Raw genomic sequence first — 17,834 nt, 5'->3', positions numbered from 1 at the left:
TAGGCGCTGACCTGGGAGGACGCTCAGCGGTGGGACGCGGTCGGCGATACCGCTCGGCGAGTCCCGTCAGCGGCGCGGAGTGGGACTCGCGGCAATGAGAACAGGCTCTTCGGCAACGGTGATGGTGTCACCCGATCGCACCTTCTCGATCCTCCCGTCGAGGTGGCGCAATTCCTGGGCGCGAGCACCGGCGGCGAGCGTGGCGGTTCCCGCGTCGGTCCAGCGGATCGTGGCGTCGTAGGTCTGACCGGGCTCGGCCACCGTGAACTCGCACTGCCACACGTTCTCCGGCAGGTTCGCCGCGGCGCCGTGGCCGCACGCACGGCTATGCGCGTGGTGCAGCCAACGCTGCAACTGCTCGACGGCGAGCGCCGCACTGGTCGGCACTCCACCGACCGGCTGCAACACGATCGGGATCTTCGTGCCGCCCCAGTTGTAGAAGTACATGCGTTCGAGGTTGACCTTGCGCGCGTAGATCCCCACCAGGAAGAACCGCACGGCGTGGTTGCGGGCGGTGAACTCGTCGAGGGGCTCCTGCAACGCGATCGAGTACGTGGTCCCGGTGCTCCACAGCCTCGGGTGGATTCCTGCTCTGTGCATGACCCGGTCGATCGACGCGGCGAGGTTCAACATCGTTTCCGGCGGGTCGGCCGCCTGTCGCTTGAACAGCTTGATGCCCGCGACGTCACAGTGGTCGTACCCGCCGAGTTCGGCGAACCGCCGGAGGAACGCCACCCCCTCGGAAGTCCACAACTCCCCCATCCCCGGGCACACCACCGTCGCGTCCGGGTCGCTCGAACGGATGATGTCCTTGGCCCGGCGGGTCATCTCGACCAGAGTCTCCACGCTGCCCGCGTAGAACTTGCGGTCGTTGGCCAGGACCCACAGCTCGTATGCCTCTATGCGTCCCCGGTAGCGGTCCACCAGCGTCCGGACGAACAGGTCCCAGTCTGCGAGGTCGATCGGAGGTGCGGCGGTGGCGTCCGGATACGGCGCGGCCGGGCCGTTCGGGCTGGCCCATTTCGGGGTGCCCCCGAAGACGAACAGGGGCGGAACACCCGCATTCTCCGCAGCGCTCACCAGTCGGTCCAGCACCGACCAGTCGAACTCGCCGCGGTGCCGTTGGATTTCGGACCACCTCGTCCCGCCGTCCCAGAACCGGACGGCGCCGACACGGAACGCGGGCATCGCTCCCGTGGCGCTGTTGATGGTGACGCCGAACAGCGCGCTCGGCACGGGAGCCGGTGGCAGCGCCCAAGCGGGCCCAGTGAGCCACTGGTCCGTCGACCGGTCCGGGGCGGTCGTGACCAAGTGCGTGCCGGTCGTGCTCGAAACCAGGATCACGGCCAACACCGCTTTGACGACGGCCAACACCGTCAGGCGCCGGGCCCGGGCCCGGCGGCCGGGTCGTGGGCCCATCGGCGTCGGCGGGTTCGGCGGTTCGGGGGAACGACCGGCTTCGGCAGGTGCTTCTTCGTCGGCACTCTCGTTCGCGGATTCCGTGGCACGCAACCAAAGGTGATGCAGCAGGACCATGTCGTCCCGGCTCGCGCCGCACGCCGACGCGATGCGCTCCACGACGGCGAATTCCCGCGGCACGCTCGCTCCGGTGCAGTACCGGTGCACGGCGGACTTGCTCAGGTGGATCTTCCGACCGATGTTCTCGTAACTGCGGCCACTGGCCAGTTTGAGCCGCTCAAGCTGATCTCCGAGCGCTCGGGATCGCGAACTACCGGCCATGATCCCCCGATCACCCTCGACCAGACACTCCGGCCCTTCGACCCGTGTATCGGCGGACGTGCCGATCCCGTAACAGGTCGGATGAGGTTGGTTGCGAGCCGTCACGGCAACCGGTCGAACTCGCCCGCATGGTGGTGACCGGCGACGGCGACGGCTCGGCTGAGTGATCAGTTCAGCATGAGTTTCCGCAGGCAGATTCTCAAGCAGGCCAGGTTGAGCATCGCTTGATGGACGTCGGTCCGCCGCGGTGCGGACCCGGAGTCGTCGGAAGCCCTTGATCCAGGAGAAGGTGCGTTCGACCGCCCAGCGGACCTTGCCCAGACCGGACCCGTGATCGACGCGCCGCAGCAACCGGACCGGCAAACACCCGACCTGGGCCACGGTGGAAGCACAGCCCCGCGTCTGACGCCACCTGCGATCGCTCGCCAACCGCCCGCTGCGCCGACCCGCCCGCGCTCGAGCCGCCCTGCGCTCAAGCCGCCCGAGCCAAGCCGCCCGCCGATCCCACCCGGCCGCCCTCAGCGCTCCACGCCGAGAGCGGCGGCCAAGGCGAGGAGATCCTCGCGCAGCCGGGCCTCGCCCTCGTCGCCCACGCAGCCGGTCCTGATGTCGATGTATAACGTGGCCACCTCGGGAATGTTGATCCGGACAGCCGAGTCGGCGATGTCGAGCCGGTCCCGGTAGTCGCCGGGCGCCATGCCGGCGTGTTTGCGCAGCTCGTCCTCCAGGGCGTCGGCCACGGGTTCCGGCACGTCGCGGCTGAGCAGCCGCAGGCGCAGGTCGACCACGTCGGGGGAGCGGCCGAGCAGGGCCCCGTTGGTGCGCGCGCACGGCTCGACCGACAGGTCGACCGGCACACCGGGCAGGTCGGGGTTGTGCGAGTCCGGGTTCCCTGTCAGCCGCTCGGTCACCGAACGGATCGCGTAGGAGGTGGCGTCGACCGAGTATGGACCGTCCACAGTGGATCTGTCGAGCAGCTGGATGCCGAGCACGCCGGCGAAGAACAGCCACACCACGAGCCCCACCGCGAGGAACCCGCCGCCCACGGACAGCCTGGGCGTGCAGTCGCGCGCGTAGTCCGGCCCGTCGAGACCGGACGCCGGCTCCAGGTCGGGTCGGGCCGTCCGGACGGCGTCCAGGAACGCGCCGTGCGAGTCGACGTCCTTCCACCGCATCCGGAGCCGGTCGTCCGGCGTGTCGAGTTCCACCACCTGCCGCTCGAACGCGTCGGCCCGGCGGAGGGCGACGACCACCCCGCCCAGCAGGGACAGCGGCAGCCAGAACGCCAACCAGAACCCCTTGGCCGACACGCGACCGGTGCGCACCGCGGTGATCGAGTCGTACCGGACCCGCTCACGCCCCAGCACCACGGCGTCGTCCCCGAACATCGCGTAGCCGGGCCACCGCACCGCCAACCGGGCCGCGACCGCCGCGACCACGAGGTCCGCGATGGCCATGATCCAGAAGAACGGCCGTTCCGGCGTCACCGTGACACCCCAGCCGTGCCACCCCGTCAAGGCCGACGCCACCACGACCACGATCCAGGCGCGCCCGGCGCCCGAGGACAACCAGACCCGTTTCACACCGGGTCGACGTGATCGGCCGGTGTTCGGTTCCGCTCAGCCGAAAACTCCTGGGCGGCGGCTCGCGGCCTGCGGTTGCTCGCCCCGGAGCAGGCGGCCGTGGCGGTCACCGCCGACAAGATCGACTCGCTGCGGCTGTTCGAGCGCGCGGACGTGGCCGTGCCGGAATCGAGGGTGCCCTCCGCCGATCCCGCCGACACCGCGTCCTGCTGGGCGGCGGCCGGTGGCCGTCCGGTCGTGGTGCAGCGCCGCGTCAACAACCTGACCGGCAAGGGTACCCGGTTCGTGACCAGCGCGGCGCAGCTGCGCGCGGTGCTCGGTGACTGGCGGGGAGTGCGGTTGCGGGTGTCCGCGTTCGTGCCGGGTGTCCCGCTGACCGTGAGCGGCTGCGTCACCGGTGACGCGACGGCGGTGTCCGCGGTGTCCCACCAGCTCGCCTGACTGCCCGAGCTCACCCCGTACTGGGGCGCGCACTGCGGCAACCAGCTGGTGGCCGACGACGAGCTGCCGACGGGCGTCGTCGCTTCCGCGGCGCGTTCGGCCTCGACCTCGTCGCCGCCACCGACGGCGCCCGTCCTCGCCATCGAGATCAACCCCCGGTTCCAGACCGCGATGTCGCTCGTGCAGGCCCAGGAGGTCGCCGCGGGCCTGCTGCCGATGCTCGGTGTCCACGCCCTGGCCTCCCTGCTCCCGTCCGTGCCGGTGGGACGGGTCCGCACCGCCTCCCTGGCGCTGAGCCGGCTCGCCGTGCCCGCCACCCGCTCCGGCGTGCTCGACGCGATCCCCGAACCCGGGGTGCTACCGGCTCGATGCGGGCGCGTTGCGGCCGCTGGTGCCCACCGGCTCGTCGACCTGCCCCCGGCGGCCGAGCGCGCTGCCTAACTCGTGGAGCGGAGCGACGAGCTGGAACCGCTCACCGGGCCGAGCCTCGGCATCCTCTGCCTCCGATACCGACCGCGACCGCCTCGCGGCGACGAGGACCTCGACGCGCTGCAGCACCGGATCGCCGAGACGATCAACCGCGGCGACCGGTTCCTGGTCGCCGCGACGCTCGTGGAGGGCCACCACGCGCTGCGGCTGTGCACGTCAACCCCCGCACCACCCCGGCCGACGTCAGCAGGCTCGCCATCGACATCGTGGAAGCGGGACGGGCGCTGGGGTGACCGGACCGAGGTCCTCGGCGGGCGCCGGGCCACCGACATCACCGCTGCGGCGGGCTCCCGGAGAGTGGTCCGGCGCCGGTCGGGGAGAGCGGTCGACGGGGAAGGTGACCCGGATGGTGGTGCCCTGACCCGGCGTCGAGGTGACCCCGGCCGTGCCGCCGTGCGCGGTCACGATCGCTTCGACGATGGCCAGTCCCAGGCCCGAGGAACCGCCGCGGTCGCGGCTTCGACTGGGGTCGGCGCGGTAGAACCGCTCGAACACGTGGGGCACGTGCTCCGGCGCGATGCCGTCGCCCTCGTCGTGCACCGCGACCACCACCTCACCGTCGCGGGAGGTGACGGTGACGGTGACCGGTGTGCCGGGTGGGGTGTGCTGCACCGCGTTGCCGACGAGGTTGCGCAGCACCTGCTGGATGCGTGGGCCGTCGCCGTCGACGACCGCTTCCGCCGCCCCGCGCAGGGTGATGTCCCGGTCGGCGCTGACGATCGTGGCGTCGTCCACCACCTCGCCGGCCAGCGCGACCACGTCGACCGGCGCGCGGTTCAGCGGTTGGGCCGCGTCGAGGCGGGCCAGCAGTGCCAGTTCGTCGACGAGCAGCCGCATCCTGCCCACCTCGGCCTGCATGCGTTCCATGGCGTGGTCGAGTTGGTCGGGCTCGCGCAGGCCGCCCTGGGCGTACAGGTCGATCCAGCCGTGCAGGGTCGCGAGCGGTGTGCGCAGCTCGTGACTGGCGTCGGCGACGAAGCTGCGCAGTCGGTCCTGGGCCCGCTGCTGGGCGTTGAACGCCTTCTGGAGCCTGGCGGTGAGCAGGGCGGCTTCCGGGCCGGCGAGCAGGGCGACGAGGGCGGGCCGCCACCGGGATGGCCGGATCACCGCTGCACCGGCCGCAGGTTGTACCCGAAGCCGCGCACGGTGCGGATCAGGGACGGCCCGCCGAAGTCGATCTTGCGGCGCAGGTTGGAGACGAACCGCTCGACCACGCCGGTGTCGCCGCCGAAGTCGTACTGCCAGACGTGGTCCAGGATCTGCGCCTTGGAGACCACCCGCTCGGCGTTGGCCAGCAGGTACCGCAGCAGCCGGAACTCGGTGGGCGACAGCTCGACCGGCCGCCCGCCCCGGGTCACCACGTGCCTGACCTCGTCCATCTCCAGGTCGTCGCAGCGCAACACCCCCTCCGGCATCGCGGGCGGCACGCGGCGGGAACGCCGCAGCAGCGCTTCCAGCCGCGCGGCGACCTCCACCACGTCGAACGGCTTGGTGAGGTAGTCGTCGCCACCCAGGCGCAGCCCGCGCACCCGGTCGTCCAGCTCGTCGCGGGCGGTCAGGAACATCACCGGCACGTGGACCTCCCGCGAGCGCAGCAGGTGCAGCAGGTCGAACCCGTCCGTGCCGGGCAGCATCACGTCCAGCACGATCGCGTCCGGTGGGCGCGACTCGATCGCGGCCAAGGCGGCCGGCACGTCACCGGCCGCCTCGACCGCGAACCCCGCGAACCGCAGCGCGGACAACAGCAGCTCTCGCAAGCCCGCGTCGTCGTCCACCACGAGGATGTTGTCCATGCCCTCCATCACACCACGCCCTTGATCGGAGCCCGGTGCCGCGAACCTGACGGTTCGCTGCGGGTTGCCTGACAGTCGATCCCCGCAGGTGGTGTCACCGGACCGGCCGGTCCTAGCGTTTCCGACACGCCAACCAACTCACAGTTCGGAGAAGCAGGTGTCCCGTCCTACCCGTCGGCGATTCCTCGCCGGCACCGCGGTGCTGGGAGGTGCGGTACTGGTCGGAAGTTCGGCGCACGCGGAGGTGACGTCGACAGAGGGCACGCGCGATGCGGTCGCGATCGTGCCGGGTGACGCTCGTTATGAAGACCTCGTGTTGCGCCGGACGAGCGAGCGATTCTTCCCGCGTCCCGGTTCCTTCCGCCTGCCCACCACGACCGAGCAGGTCGTGCGGGCGGTGGATGACGCCACGCGTGCGGGCAAGCGGGTCACCGTCCGAAGTGGCGGCCATTGCTACGAGGACTTCGTCGGCGACGGCGCGGAGGTGATCATCGACCTGTCCGCGATGCGGCGGGTCGCGTTCGACCGGCGGCGCAACGCGTTCATGATCGAGCCCGGCGCGACCCTGTGGAACGTGTTCGAGCGGCTCTACCTCGGCTGGGGTGTCACCATCCCCGGCGGCCAGTGCAGCGGCGTGGCCGCGGGCGGCCACATCCAGGGCGGCGGTTACGGCCCGCTGTCCCGGAAGCTCGGTTCGGTGGTGGACTACTTGTACGCCGTGGAAGTCGTCGTGGTGGACCGTTCCGGCCGGGCGCGGGCGGTGGTCGCGACCCGCGAGCAGGGCGATGAGAACCGGGACCTGTGGTGGGCGCACACCGGGGGCGGGGGCGGGAACTTCGGCGTGGTCACCCGGTACTGGATGCGCACGCCCGGCGCCACCGGCAACGACCCCACCCGCCTGCTGCCGAAACCACCCGCTGTGACCCTCGGCGCGACGGTCGGGTGGAGTTGGCGGGACGTCACCGAGGAGTCGTTCCACCGGCTGCTGCGCAACTACGGCGAATGGCATGAGCGCAACAGCGCGCCCGACTCCCCCCACGCCGGTCTCTTCAGCCCGATGTTGATCACCCGACGCAACACCGGCGCCGACCCCGGCGGGTTCGTCATGGTGCCCGCACTGAACGGAACCCCGCCCAACGCCGAACGACTGCTGCGCGACTACCTCGCGGAGGTCACCGACGGAGTCCCGGGAACGACCACGGTGGAACCGCCCCACCGGCTGCCGTGGCTGGCGGCGGTGAAGGCCGGGTCGCTGAGCCAGGCCGACGAATCCGGGATGTTCAAAGCGAAAGCGGCCTACCTGCGGAAGCGGTTCACCGACGAGCAGATGATCACCGCTTACACCTACCTGACCAGCCCCGACCACAACAACGAGCGCGCGGTGCTGCTGCTGTTGTCCTACGGCGGCAAGGTCAACACCGTGGCGCCGGACGCGACCGCCTTGCACCAGCGGGACAGCATCATGAAAGCGATCTACACCGTCACCTGGACCGACCCGGACCGCGAGCGGGCGAACCTGGACTGGATCCGGCGCTGGTACGGCGCGATGTACCGGGACACCGGAGGCGTGCCGGTCCCGAACGACGTCAATGACGGCTCCTACATCAACTACCCGGACGTCGACACCACCGATCCGGAGTGGAACCAGTCCGGAGTCGCGTGGCACACGTTGTACTACAAGGAGAACTACCGGAAGCTCCAGCAGGTGAAGGCGCGCTGGGACCCGGGTGACGTGTTCCACCACGCCATGTCGATCAAACTGCCGCCGCGGTAGGACCCCCGTCGCGGTAGATGACGGCTTTCACGGCAGTGTCCCCGCGGTCCTTCACCCTGGAGTGGGACTCGACGGCCTCGGCGTGCAGGCGTTCGAGCTACATCGCGCCGTAGCCAACCCGGTGGGTGGTCGCGACGCGGCCTGGAGCAGTTCGGTGAGGTGGAACGCGATCACCCGCCGGGTGATCGAAGCGGCCCGCTCTTCAGGGGCGGCCGGATCGCAGCCCTCGGCCTTGACCAGCCACGCCGTCGTGCAGTCGTGCACCACCAAGCGCAACCGCTCGATCATGTCGGTCACGATGCTGCCGTCGCCCGAGTCGTTCTTCGCCACCATCAAGACCGAACTGCTCGACCGACAGCCCTGGCCCACCAGGACCAGGGCGCACAAGGCGATCCTCGAATACGTCGAAGGCTGGTACAACACCCGCCGACATCGGATGCGGGCGACCGCAACCGGCTCCGTTGGAGGACACGCCGTCACTACACGGCGCGGCGTCGAGCCCGACGTCTGCACAGACGCCGCGCAATACTCAACCACCCGTCCCGTCGTCCTACCGTTCCATCCAAGATCAGTAGCGGGACTTCGGTGACCCTTGACAGCGTGCGACCGGCTTCGGATTCTGAGGGGCTGTGATTCACGGGGGGTGTGATGGACATCCGCGTTCTGGGGAGGTTGGAAGCCGTCCAGGACGGCGTTCCGGTCTACGTCCGCTCGGGGCACAAGCCGCGCCTCGTGCTGGCGGTGCTGCTCGCGCACGCGAACCGGGTCGTCGCGACCGAAGAGCTGATCACCTCCGTGTGGGGTGACCGTCCGCCGGCTTCGGCCCGGCGCAACGTCCAGCAATACATCATGCAGCTGCGCGACGCGTTGGGCGGCGAGCTCCTTGCCCGGCAGGACAACGGCTACGTCGCCGCGGTCGGCGAACACCTCGACGCTGCGCGCTTCCGCCGACTCGCAGCCGAAGGGGAGGCGGCACTGGCGTGCGGCGAGGTCGAGCGGGCCGGGCGGGCGCTGCGGGCCGGGCTGGACCTGTGGCGCGGGCCCGCGTTCGCGGAGTTCGTCGACTGCCCGGCGGTGGCGTCGGAGGCGACGAGCCTGGAGCAGTTGCGGCTGGGCGTCTGGGAGCGGTGGGCCGATGCCGAGCTGGCGGCCGGGCGGCACGACCTCGTCGCGGCCGAGCTGGCCGGGCCGGTGCGGGACCACCCGTTCCGCGAAGGTCTGTGCGCACGGTGGATGCGGGCGTTGCAGCTCGGTGGGCGGCAGGCCGAGGCGCTGGCGGCGTTCCGCCGCACCCGCTTGTCCCTGCGCGACGAGCTCGGCCTCGAACCCGGCCACGAACTGCAACGGCTGCACGAGGCGATCCTGCGCGGCGACGACCCGCACCCGTCCATGGCGACGCCGCACGAGTTGCCACCCGACGTGCGCGGCTTCACCGGCCGCGGGCAGGCACTGGGGCGGTTGGACGCGTTGAGCACCTCCCCCGATGCGGTGGTGGTCATCACGGGTACGGCCGGGGCGGGGAAGAGCGCGCTGGCTGTGCACTGGGGCCACCGGGTCGCGGATCGCTTCCCCGGCGGGCAGCTGCACCTCGACCTCCGCGGCCACGGTTCCGGTACCCCCATGCGTCCCGTCGACGGGTTGTCGATCCTGCTGCGGACCCTCGGCGTGCCACCGGACCGGATACCGACCGACCCCGCGGAGGCGGCGGCGCGCTACCGGTCCGCGACCGCCGGTCGCCGACTGCTCATCGTGCTGGACGACGCCGTGACCGCCGACCAGGTGCGGCCCATGCTGCCCGGCGACCCGCACTGCCTCGTGGTGGTCACCAGCCGGAACCGATTAACCGGACTCGTCGCGCACGACGGCGCGCACCGGCTCGCGCTCGACGTGCTGAAGCCCGAAGAGGGCATAGCGCTGCTGACCCGGCTGCTCGGCCCGGAGCGAACCGCGGACGAGCCGGACGCGGTCGTCGAACTCGGCACGACCTGCGCGTGGCTGCCCTTGGCACTGCGCATTGCCGCCGCCCGCCTGCTCGACCGACCCGACTACTCCATCGCCGCCTACGTCGCCCAGCTCCGCGCGCACGACCCGCTGACCCTGCTGGCGGTCGAAGGCGATGAACGCAGCGCGGTCCGCGCCGCCTTCGACTCCTCCTACCAGGCGCTGCCCGCGTCGGTTCGGCGGATCTTCCGCCTGCAAGGCCTGGTGTCGCTGCCCGACTTCACGGCGGCCTCGGTCGCGGCGCTGGCCGGCGAGTCGGACGAGTCGGACATCGGTGCGGCCCTCGACGTGCTCACCGGGGCCCACCTGGTCGAAAGGCGTGGCGACGACCGCTACGCCCTGCACGACCTGCTCCGCGCCTACGCCGCGCGCCAGTGCCGCCGAGAGGACTCCGTCGACGAACGGTCGGCCGCCCGTGCCCGCCTGTTCGACTGGTACCTCGACATGGTCACGACCGCCGCCGACCTGCTCTGGCCGGACCGCCCCGCCAGCCCGTTCCGCCGCGACCCGGTGCGGCGCACGGGCGACGTGCCCGGCCTCGGCCTGACCGAGCCGGCGGCGGCGAAGCGGTGGCTGGACGTCGAGCACCACAACATCGCGGAGGCGATCCGCGCGGCCGAGCGGCACGGGCCACGCGCCTACGCGTGGCTGCTCAACGAACGGCTCCAGACCTACTACCTCCAGTCCCGGCTGGTCGTGGAGTGGATCACCAGCGCGGAGACGGCGCTGGCCGCCGCACGGGCCGAGGGCGACCGGCTGGGGCGGGCGACGGCGCTGGTGAGCCTGACGTCCGCGCACTACTCCACGTCCGCGTACCGGCTCTGCGCCGAGACCGGCGAGCGAGCGGCGACCACCAGCGCCGAGGTCGGCTGGACCTACGGCGAGGCGGTCGCCCGGCTGCACATCGGCCTCGTGCTGTCCTACCAGGGCGAACCGGACCTCGCCGTCACCCACCTCGGACAGGCGGCCGACCTGTACGCGCGGACCGGGCTGCCGTTCCTGCACGGCATCGTCCCGGTGCACCTGGCCAACACGATGCTCATCGCCGGCCGGCTCGACGACGGGGTGGCCCACGCCACCAGAGCCCTGGACATCGCCCGCCGCCACCACGCCATGCGCCTGGAAGCGCACAGCCTGCTGATCCTGGGCGAGCTCAACCGCCAACTCGGACGCTTCGACGACGCCGCCGTCCACCTGGCCGAGGGTCTGGTGGTGGCCCGCCGGACCGCCGCGTCGTTCCACGAGGCGGCGACGCTGTGCGCCCTGGCGCGGGTCCACCGCGACGTCGGCCGCATCGACGTCGCGGCCGACCACGCCTACTCCGCCCTGACCATCGCGAGCCGCATGCGCGACCGCCGGGTCGAGACTGAGGTCCGCAACTGCCTCGGCTCGATCCACCTGCTCAACGGACACCACGACGCCGCGATCGCCATGCACGGTGAAGCGCTGCGCATCGCCGAGGAGATCGACGTCCACTACTACGTGGCCGAGGCCCTGCTGGGCCTGGCGTCCGCCCACCGGGACCTCGGCGACCGACCAACGTCCACCACCCACGCCGACCGCGCCCTCGGCCTCGCCAGGAAGTCCCGGCTGGGAGGTCAGGAACGCCGAGCTCTCGCCCACCTGACCTCCGTCGGTCACTCCTCGAACGCGTCCGGGTGAACCGCAACACCCTCGACGTCCGGTCGAGCGTCTGGGTACCGGCCGCGGCGGGCCGGGTCTTGGTGTTGCCCTGGCTGTCGTAGGTGTAGGCAGCCGCACGGGTACCGGCCGTGTCGGTGGTGCTGGTGGCAACGCGGGGCGTGCGGCTGCGGCGCGCCGGGGTTGGCCCTATTCGAAGGCGCCACCGCCCCAGGTGCCGGTCGGGAGAGTGGAGGTGGATCCAGCGCTCGGCGCGGACGGCGGCATGATCGGCTCGTGCCAGATTGCCCGTGTTCGGGGCAGGAAACTGATCGGACGTGGGGTACCTTCTTCGTGGATCATCCCGGTGTAGGATCTGCCGACGGCGACGCCACCACCCGTGCCTAAACCGACAAGCAGCATGCCGGTGTACACCGGTTGATCATATTGTCCCGTCCCCCAGGCGACAGAGCCATCGAACGAGCCTGCGCCTGCTTCAGCGGTGTCGAACCAATACCGTTGGTCGTCTATGTCGCCCGTGGACGCGATGATCCCGACGCCCAAGAACCCTCCCTGGTTCAACCCCGCACTGCCACCACCGGCGACGAATCCACTGATACCTTTCGAGTCAATCGCAACGCACAGCGAGCCGCCGACACCCATCACATCGGCCGCACTCCCGCCGAAACAAGCGCCAACCATCTGGATGGGGCAACCACCGATGATTGCTTGCGGGCCGGCTCGATGGCACACGATCGCATTCCAGATCATGTCGTTCTTCATCTCGTTGATGGTTGGACGGGGCTCGGTGGTCGAGGTCACCGTCGGTCTGGGTGAGATGGTGGACGGGCTGGTGTCGCAGTCAGGGCTCCTGTTTCCGCCGTGGCATCCGGTACCCCGCCCGGTGCCGCTGGGTGCGCCGCCCCATGCGCTGGTGCTCTCATCCTGCGGTTCTGGAGTGGTGGGCGCGGAGCAGGTGTTTCCGTACTCATCGCACGTGTGGATCAGACCGCTGGGGTCGCTGAAGGTGATCGGACTGTTGTTGCTGTAGGTGAAGCCGTGGATCTGTTGCGGGTCCTTGACGTCCATGATCGGGTCCACGCTGAGGAATCGACCGATGGAGGGGTCGTACTCACGGGCGCCGAGGTGAGTGAGGCCGGTGTTGTCAACAGTGCCGCCGACGAAGCCTTTGTCCATTGTGGACGGCCAAGCGCCGGTGACGCCGCGGAGCGTGCCGTAGGGCGTCTGGCGGCGCTGAGCGACCACCTGCGAACCCGAGTGGACGGTCGTGAGGGTGGTGCCCTGGTGGTCGTTGGCGAGCCACCGCAGCCCGGTGGCGGTGCGGGTGGCGACCGGGTGGCCGGCGTGGCTGTAGTAGCGGGTGCCGACCTGAGCGCCGGAACTCCTGGTGTGGCGCAGTTCCTGGCCTGGCAGGTACAGGGTGCTGCCGCTCGGGTCGCGGCGGACCAGCCGGTTGCCGTCGGCGTCGTAGAGGTAGTGGGTGGGGCCGGTGCTGTCGGTGCTGGTCGCGAGGTGACCCTCGATGTCCCAGTCGAGGGTCTGGTTTCCGGCTGCGGAGGGTCGGGTCCTGGTGTTGCCCCGGTCGTCGTAGGTGTACGCCGCGGCGCGGGTGCCGGCCCCATCGGTGGTGCTGGTGGCCCGCAGGGTGTGCGGTTGCGCCGCGCCGGGGTTGGGATAGGTGTAGGTGGTGGTGGCGTCGCCTGCGGTCGTGCCGTGCTCGACCAGCTTCTTGCGGTTGCCGACCTTGTCGAACTCCCAGGTGTGCCAGTACTTCGCGGCGCCACCGAGAGCGGCCGCCGACGGGTTCGGTCCGCATTCGCCGCCCCCGGGCGTCCACGCCTCGGTGAGCCGGCGCAGGTTGTCGTACCGGAAGCACTGGACGTCGGCGGCGCCGCCGGTGGGGGTGTCGGCGGCCCGGGTGACGTTGCCGGCGTTGTCGTATTGGAGGTTGATGTCCAGGACGGCCGACGGGGCGATCTCCTTCACGGTGAGCATCCGCTCCGCCCGGCGGGTGCCCTCCTGGTAGTACAGGCCGGTGTCCATGATCCGGCCGCCGTTGTTGCGCCGGCCCAGCACGCCCAACTCGCCGAAGCGGGTGTAGGCGGTGAGGTCCACGTAGGTGGTGTCGTCGATGGACGTGGACAGCGTGTGAGGCTTGTCCAGACCGGTGTAACCGACGGTCAGGGTCTCCGCGGGCAGCCCACCGGCACCGTCGAGGTCCGGAACGGTCGTGGTTCCCGGCAGGCCGTTCACCGTGTAGGTGTGGCCGTAGGTGTAGCTGCCGGCGAGCCCGGTCTCGGCCGCGGGGATCGTGTATGTGACCCCGGTCGGCTGGTAGTCGGCGGTGTAGCCGGTGATCTCGCGGGTGTACCGGTTGGCGCCCGCGATCCTGGTCGACCGGGTGGGATGACCCTTGGCCAAGGTGTCGTAGACCCATTCGGACCGCTTGTTGGCCTCGACCACCGAGCCGTCGTACATCCCGGTCTTGCGGCCGATGGCGTCGTAGGAGAACGTGAGCGTCTTGCTGTCGGCGTCGGTCACCGAGATCAGCTCGCCGGCGTCGTTGTAGCCGTTGGTGGTTGTTCCCTTGTCCGGGTCGGTGACCGTCTTATTGCGACCGCGCAGGTCGTAGTCGTGGCGCCAGTGGTTGCCGGCCGGGTCGGTCACCGTCTCCAGCTCGCCCTTGCGGGTGTAGCCGTAGGTGGTGACGTCGAAGGTTCCCGACGGCGCCGGCCCGTGATACTGGCGCAGCGCCGTCGTCCGGCCCTGCGCGTTGGTGACGGTGGAGGTCGCGGTGCCGCCGGCGGGCGGGGCGACGTCGATCCGGTCGCCGCCGTACCTGGTGGTGGTCCGCCACTGCTCGACGCCGAGCTTGTAGAAGATCGACGCGGTCTCCCGGCCGGCCCCGTCGAACCGCTTCTGGGCCTGGGCGGGAATGACGTTGTCCCCGTGCGGCAGGAACAGGTCGGTGCCCGGGGCGCCGTTGGCGATGTAGGCGTCGTTGGTCTTCCACGCCCGGCCGGCGGTGTCGTAGAAGGTGTCCATCACGATTCGCCCGCCCTGCGTGCCGGCCTCCGGCGACTGGGTCTGACGGTGCCGCAGCAGCCCGTCGTAGAGCGTGTGGAAGGTGGTGTAGCTCCCGGAGTGGTTGAGATGGGAGGTGGTGACCGCGACCGGGCCGTCCTTCCGGATGAGGTGGTCGTAGTGCATCGACGCGGTGGCGGATCGGGCCCGGCCGGGCAACCACACGTCGGTGAGCCGGCCGAGCGGGTCGTAGGCCAGCTCGGTGGTCCGGCCGTTCGGGTCCACGACCTTGGTCGCCGAGCCCCACGCCGGCGCCAGCGTCGTGGTCGTCGCCCAGCCGAAGGCGTTGACCGAGGTGGTCCCGGTGGTCGGCCCGCCGGTCTCGGGGGTGTAGGTGGTGTGCGACCGGTTCCCCTTGACGTCCCACGTCTCCTTGACGCGGCCGTGCGCGTCGTAGGTGGACCGCGACGTCACCAGGTAGGTGCGCGCCGACGCCGTCCAGGTCTTCAGCTGCTCGACCTGGGTGGCCCGACCCTTGGTGGGCGCGGTGCCGTGCGCCTGGTGGTCGTAGGAGGTTTTCTCGTCGCCCACCACCTCCTTCTCGGTCTCCGGGTTGACGGCGCAGGGCACGGCGTGGGTCTCCACGCGGTGCGGGTAGGACAGCAACCACGCGGTGGTGTTGCGGGGCTCGTAGGTGGTGCGGACGCACTTCTCGTCGCCGGTCACCGCGGTGTCCCCGAGGTCGTCGACCTGGATGACCATCCCGTGGGCGTCGAAGGCGACCCGGCTCGCGGTGGTCCGGGCCGGGCGGCCGCCGTCGAGGGCGGTGCGGGTGTGGGTCGCCAGCGTGCCGGTGAACCGGGCGTGCACGGTGGTCCCGTTCAGGGTCCGGCTGGCGCTCGGGGCGGACTGCCACGGCTCGAACGCCTCGCCGGCGACCTCGGCGGCGCCGTTGAAGGTGATCGTCTGCCGGGTCATGCCGGCGAACGCGTCCTCGTCGGCGACGCCGGGCGCCGCGCCCGCTGCGGGCACGGTGACGGAGCGGGTGCCCGACGGGAGCTTGTCGCCGTGCATGCCGCGGAAGTAGTGGGTTTCGGTGACGGTCTGCTCGCCGGGGTCGCCCCTGGTGGTGCGCACGGCACCGTAGCCGCGCCACACCGACCAGGTCTTGTTCTCGGCCTTCACCAGGCCGTCGTCGTCGGTGTAGTGCCACGCCGGATCGCCGAGATAGCGGTAGCCGGTGATCGTGCGCGGCGCGCGGCCGGTCAGGTCGCTCTCGGTGACCTCCTTGACGACGTACTTGTGGAAGTAGTCGGTGACCGGCCCGGTCCGGTCCGGCGGGGTCCAGCGCACCGGGTAGCAGAGCAGCGTGTTGGCCTCCGGGGCGGTCGGCACCCGCGTGTTCGCCACGCAGTCCGGGCCGGAGTAGGTGATCGCGATCTTGCCACCGGTCTCGGTGTCGATGTGCGCCAGGCGCCACCAGTTCATAGCCGGTGAGTGGTCGGCGGTGTCGACCCGGTTGGGCATCTGGACACCGGTGAACGTCACGTCGGGCACGGACTCGTCGCCGCCGACGTGGCCGGCGTGGGAGATCTTCTGCAACCAGAGGCCGGCGCGAGTTCCGTCGCCGGGGTCGGGGAAGGAGTGGGTGAGCGTCCAGGACTCCACGTCGGTGTGCCGGGCCGCGCCCGCGTCCCAGATCCGCGTCGTGACCTTGCCGAGCCGCTTGGTGGTCCAGAACGTCGGCGAGGCCACGGTGCAGGGCGCCGCCGTGCACTCCTGGTCGAACGGGACGTCGGGCCAGGTCGTGCGGTCCTTCACGCCGCAGTTGGCCAGGCACCGGTGTTCCGGGGTGAAGACGACCTGCGCCGGGACGGTGCCGTACGCGGTGTCCGAACGCGTCCCGTAGTCGATCCGGCTCAGGTGCGCGGATCGGTCGTACTCCACCAGGTCGTTCGGGTTGTTGTTGCGGGCGTACTTGTTGGTCTCCTTGGCGTACCAGTACGTGGTGGTGTTGCCGTTCGGGTCGACCACGTGGTCGAGGTTCCACCGGTAGCCCTGGTTGCAGTGCGCCGCGGTGAACGAGGGCAGGTGGCACGGCTCGCCGGCGTGGTTGCCGAACACCGTCGCGACCTGCACGCTGTTGGTCTCGGCCCGGCCGTCGGTCCAGCCCGGCGGCCGGTTGCGGCCGAACCAGTACTGGGTGCCGTCGGCGGTGGTGACCACCCAGTGCTCGCCGTTCTCGTCCCCGTTGGGGCTGCCCGTTCGGCGCTCGACCCGCGAGCCGTCGTCGCCGCGCAGCTTCCAGCCCTTGCCCTGCTCGTAGATCAGCTCGCCACCACGACCGTTGAACGACGCGGTCGCGTTGTCGGTGACCCAGCACTGGTCACCGGTCGCGGTGGAGTTGTTGCCGCCCGCCATGTCCTCGGCGCACGGCTTGTACCTGCGCTCGATGAACCCGGGTGACCAGTCGAACCCCTCCCCCAGCCAGGACGGCTGGTTGTTGGACGCGGCCATCCGCCCGTCCACCGACTGGGCCGAGTACCCGAACGAGACCTGCGGGGCCGCACCGCCGACCGCGGGCGGCACCCGCACCGGGTAGCTCCAGGTGAAGTCGCCGGAGGACCCGCCCGCGGTCCAGGTGGCCGAGGGTTGCAGCGAGGTCGCCGCGTAGTCGCCCGCCGGTCCCGACGGCGCCGCGGTGACGGCCAACGTCTGCTCACCCTGCGCACCGAGGACGACGTCGGCCGTCACGGCCCCCGCGGCCAGGCTGCCGGCGACCGGTCGGGCGGCGCAGGTCGGGCTGTCGACCGTGCACGCGAGTCGGAGCCGGGACGCCCAGTCCGCGCCGTGCGCGTCCCGGAAGGCCGAGTAGTCGACCGTGACGCGGGCGTGCCCGGCGGCCGCCACCCCGTCGGCCCGACCGACCTTCACGACCAGCCCGCGCACGCCGGCGGCGCGAGCGGCGCCCTGGTCCAGCACCCGGACCCGGACCTTGGCCGGCGCCGCGACGCCCGAGACGGCCCGGCCGTCCACGCCCCGGCCGCGGTCCACGGTGACCGGCAGGCCACCGGCCCGTGATGCGGTACCGGCCGACAGGTCGACGACCGCTTCCCCCGCGGCCGGCCACGCCGGCGGCCGCCCCAGGTACGGCTTGCCGGTCTGGGCGACCGAGTCGAAGGCCGGCGGTGCGATCGTCCCCAGCACGACCCGTTCCGCCTGCGGCCGCAGGCGTTGCGGCTCCGCGGCGGACGCGGGCGGGCCACCGAGCAGCAGCGGTGCGATGAGCGACGGAACGAGTGAGGTGGCGAGCCACCGGTACGGGCGCGTGCGTCTTGCGGACATGTC

10 protein-coding genes are annotated in these 17,834 nt (G+C 71.1%); 5 read left to right on the top strand and 5 right to left on the bottom strand.

All coding sequences use genetic code 11. The features are described from left to right. Positions 1–66: 66 nt before the first annotated feature. Positions 67–2,121 carry a helix-turn-helix domain-containing protein gene (locus AB0H12_RS39230; protein WP_499630088.1) on the bottom strand — a complete coding sequence of 685 codons (2,055 nt, stop codon included), beginning with the start codon at positions 2,119–2,121 and terminating at the stop codon, positions 67–69. Positions 2,122–2,258: 137 nt separating this feature from the next. Next, positions 2,259–3,323 (bottom strand): hypothetical protein, encoded by a 1,065-nt coding sequence (locus AB0H12_RS39225; protein WP_499630086.1) that lies wholly within the window; start codon positions 3,321–3,323, stop codon positions 2,259–2,261. A 99-nt stretch (positions 3,324–3,422) separates the two neighbouring features. Between AB0H12_RS39225 and AB0H12_RS39220 the strand changes: the two genes are divergently transcribed. After that, positions 3,423–3,764 (top strand): hypothetical protein, encoded by a 342-nt coding sequence (locus tag AB0H12_RS39220; protein ID WP_499630084.1) that lies wholly within the window; start codon positions 3,423–3,425, stop codon positions 3,762–3,764. A gap of 48 nt (positions 3,765–3,812) precedes the next feature. Continuing rightward, positions 3,813–4,205, top strand: a complete 393-nt coding sequence (locus tag AB0H12_RS39215; protein ID WP_499630082.1) for a hypothetical protein — start codon at positions 3,813–3,815, stop codon at positions 4,203–4,205. A gap of 231 nt (positions 4,206–4,436) precedes the next feature. Here the strand turns inward: AB0H12_RS39215 and AB0H12_RS39210 are convergent, their stop codons facing one another. Together AB0H12_RS39210 and AB0H12_RS39205 are read right to left on the bottom strand one after the other, a co-directional pair. Next, on the bottom strand, positions 4,437–5,360 hold the full coding sequence (locus AB0H12_RS39210) for a sensor histidine kinase (RefSeq protein ID WP_499630080.1): 924 nt from the start codon (positions 5,358–5,360) through the stop codon (positions 4,437–4,439). Further along, the gene (locus tag AB0H12_RS39205; RefSeq protein ID WP_499630078.1) at positions 5,357–6,046 is read right to left on the bottom strand and encodes a response regulator transcription factor; all 690 of its coding nucleotides are present in this window, start codon (positions 6,044–6,046) and stop codon (positions 5,357–5,359) included. Before AB0H12_RS39205 ends, AB0H12_RS39210 begins: the two co-directional genes overlap by 4 nt. 157 nt (positions 6,047–6,203) lie before the next feature. On the opposite strand from AB0H12_RS39205, the gene AB0H12_RS39200 reads away from it, so the two are divergent. The 3 genes from AB0H12_RS39200 (at position 6,204) to AB0H12_RS39190 (ending at position 11,483) form a co-directional block, all read left to right on the top strand. Beyond that, the gene (locus tag AB0H12_RS39200; protein WP_499630076.1) at positions 6,204–7,820 is read left to right on the top strand and encodes an FAD-binding oxidoreductase; all 1,617 of its coding nucleotides are present in this window, start codon (positions 6,204–6,206) and stop codon (positions 7,818–7,820) included. A gap of 82 nt (positions 7,821–7,902) precedes the next feature. After that, the gene (locus AB0H12_RS39195) at positions 7,903–8,409 is read left to right on the top strand and encodes an IS3 family transposase (protein ID WP_499630074.1); all 507 of its coding nucleotides are present in this window, start codon (positions 7,903–7,905) and stop codon (positions 8,407–8,409) included. A 59-nt stretch (positions 8,410–8,468) separates the two neighbouring features. After that, positions 8,469–11,483: an AfsR/SARP family transcriptional regulator gene (locus tag AB0H12_RS39190; protein ID WP_499630072.1), complete on the top strand. Its 3,015-nt coding sequence runs from the start codon at positions 8,469–8,471 to the stop codon at positions 11,481–11,483. 168 nt (positions 11,484–11,651) lie between these two features. Here the strand turns inward: AB0H12_RS39190 and AB0H12_RS39185 are convergent, their stop codons facing one another. After that, the gene (locus tag AB0H12_RS39185; protein ID WP_499630070.1) at positions 11,652–17,831 is read right to left on the bottom strand and encodes an RHS repeat domain-containing protein; all 6,180 of its coding nucleotides are present in this window, start codon (positions 17,829–17,831) and stop codon (positions 11,652–11,654) included. Between the last annotated feature and the right edge of the window lie 3 nt (positions 17,832–17,834).

Origin of the sequence: Actinosynnema sp. NPDC023794 (genome assembly GCF_040639675.1) — a bacterium.
GTDB lineage: Bacteria > Actinomycetota > Actinomycetes > Mycobacteriales > Pseudonocardiaceae > Actinosynnema > Actinosynnema luteola.
This window is presented reverse-complemented; position numbering and strand designations above follow the sequence as displayed.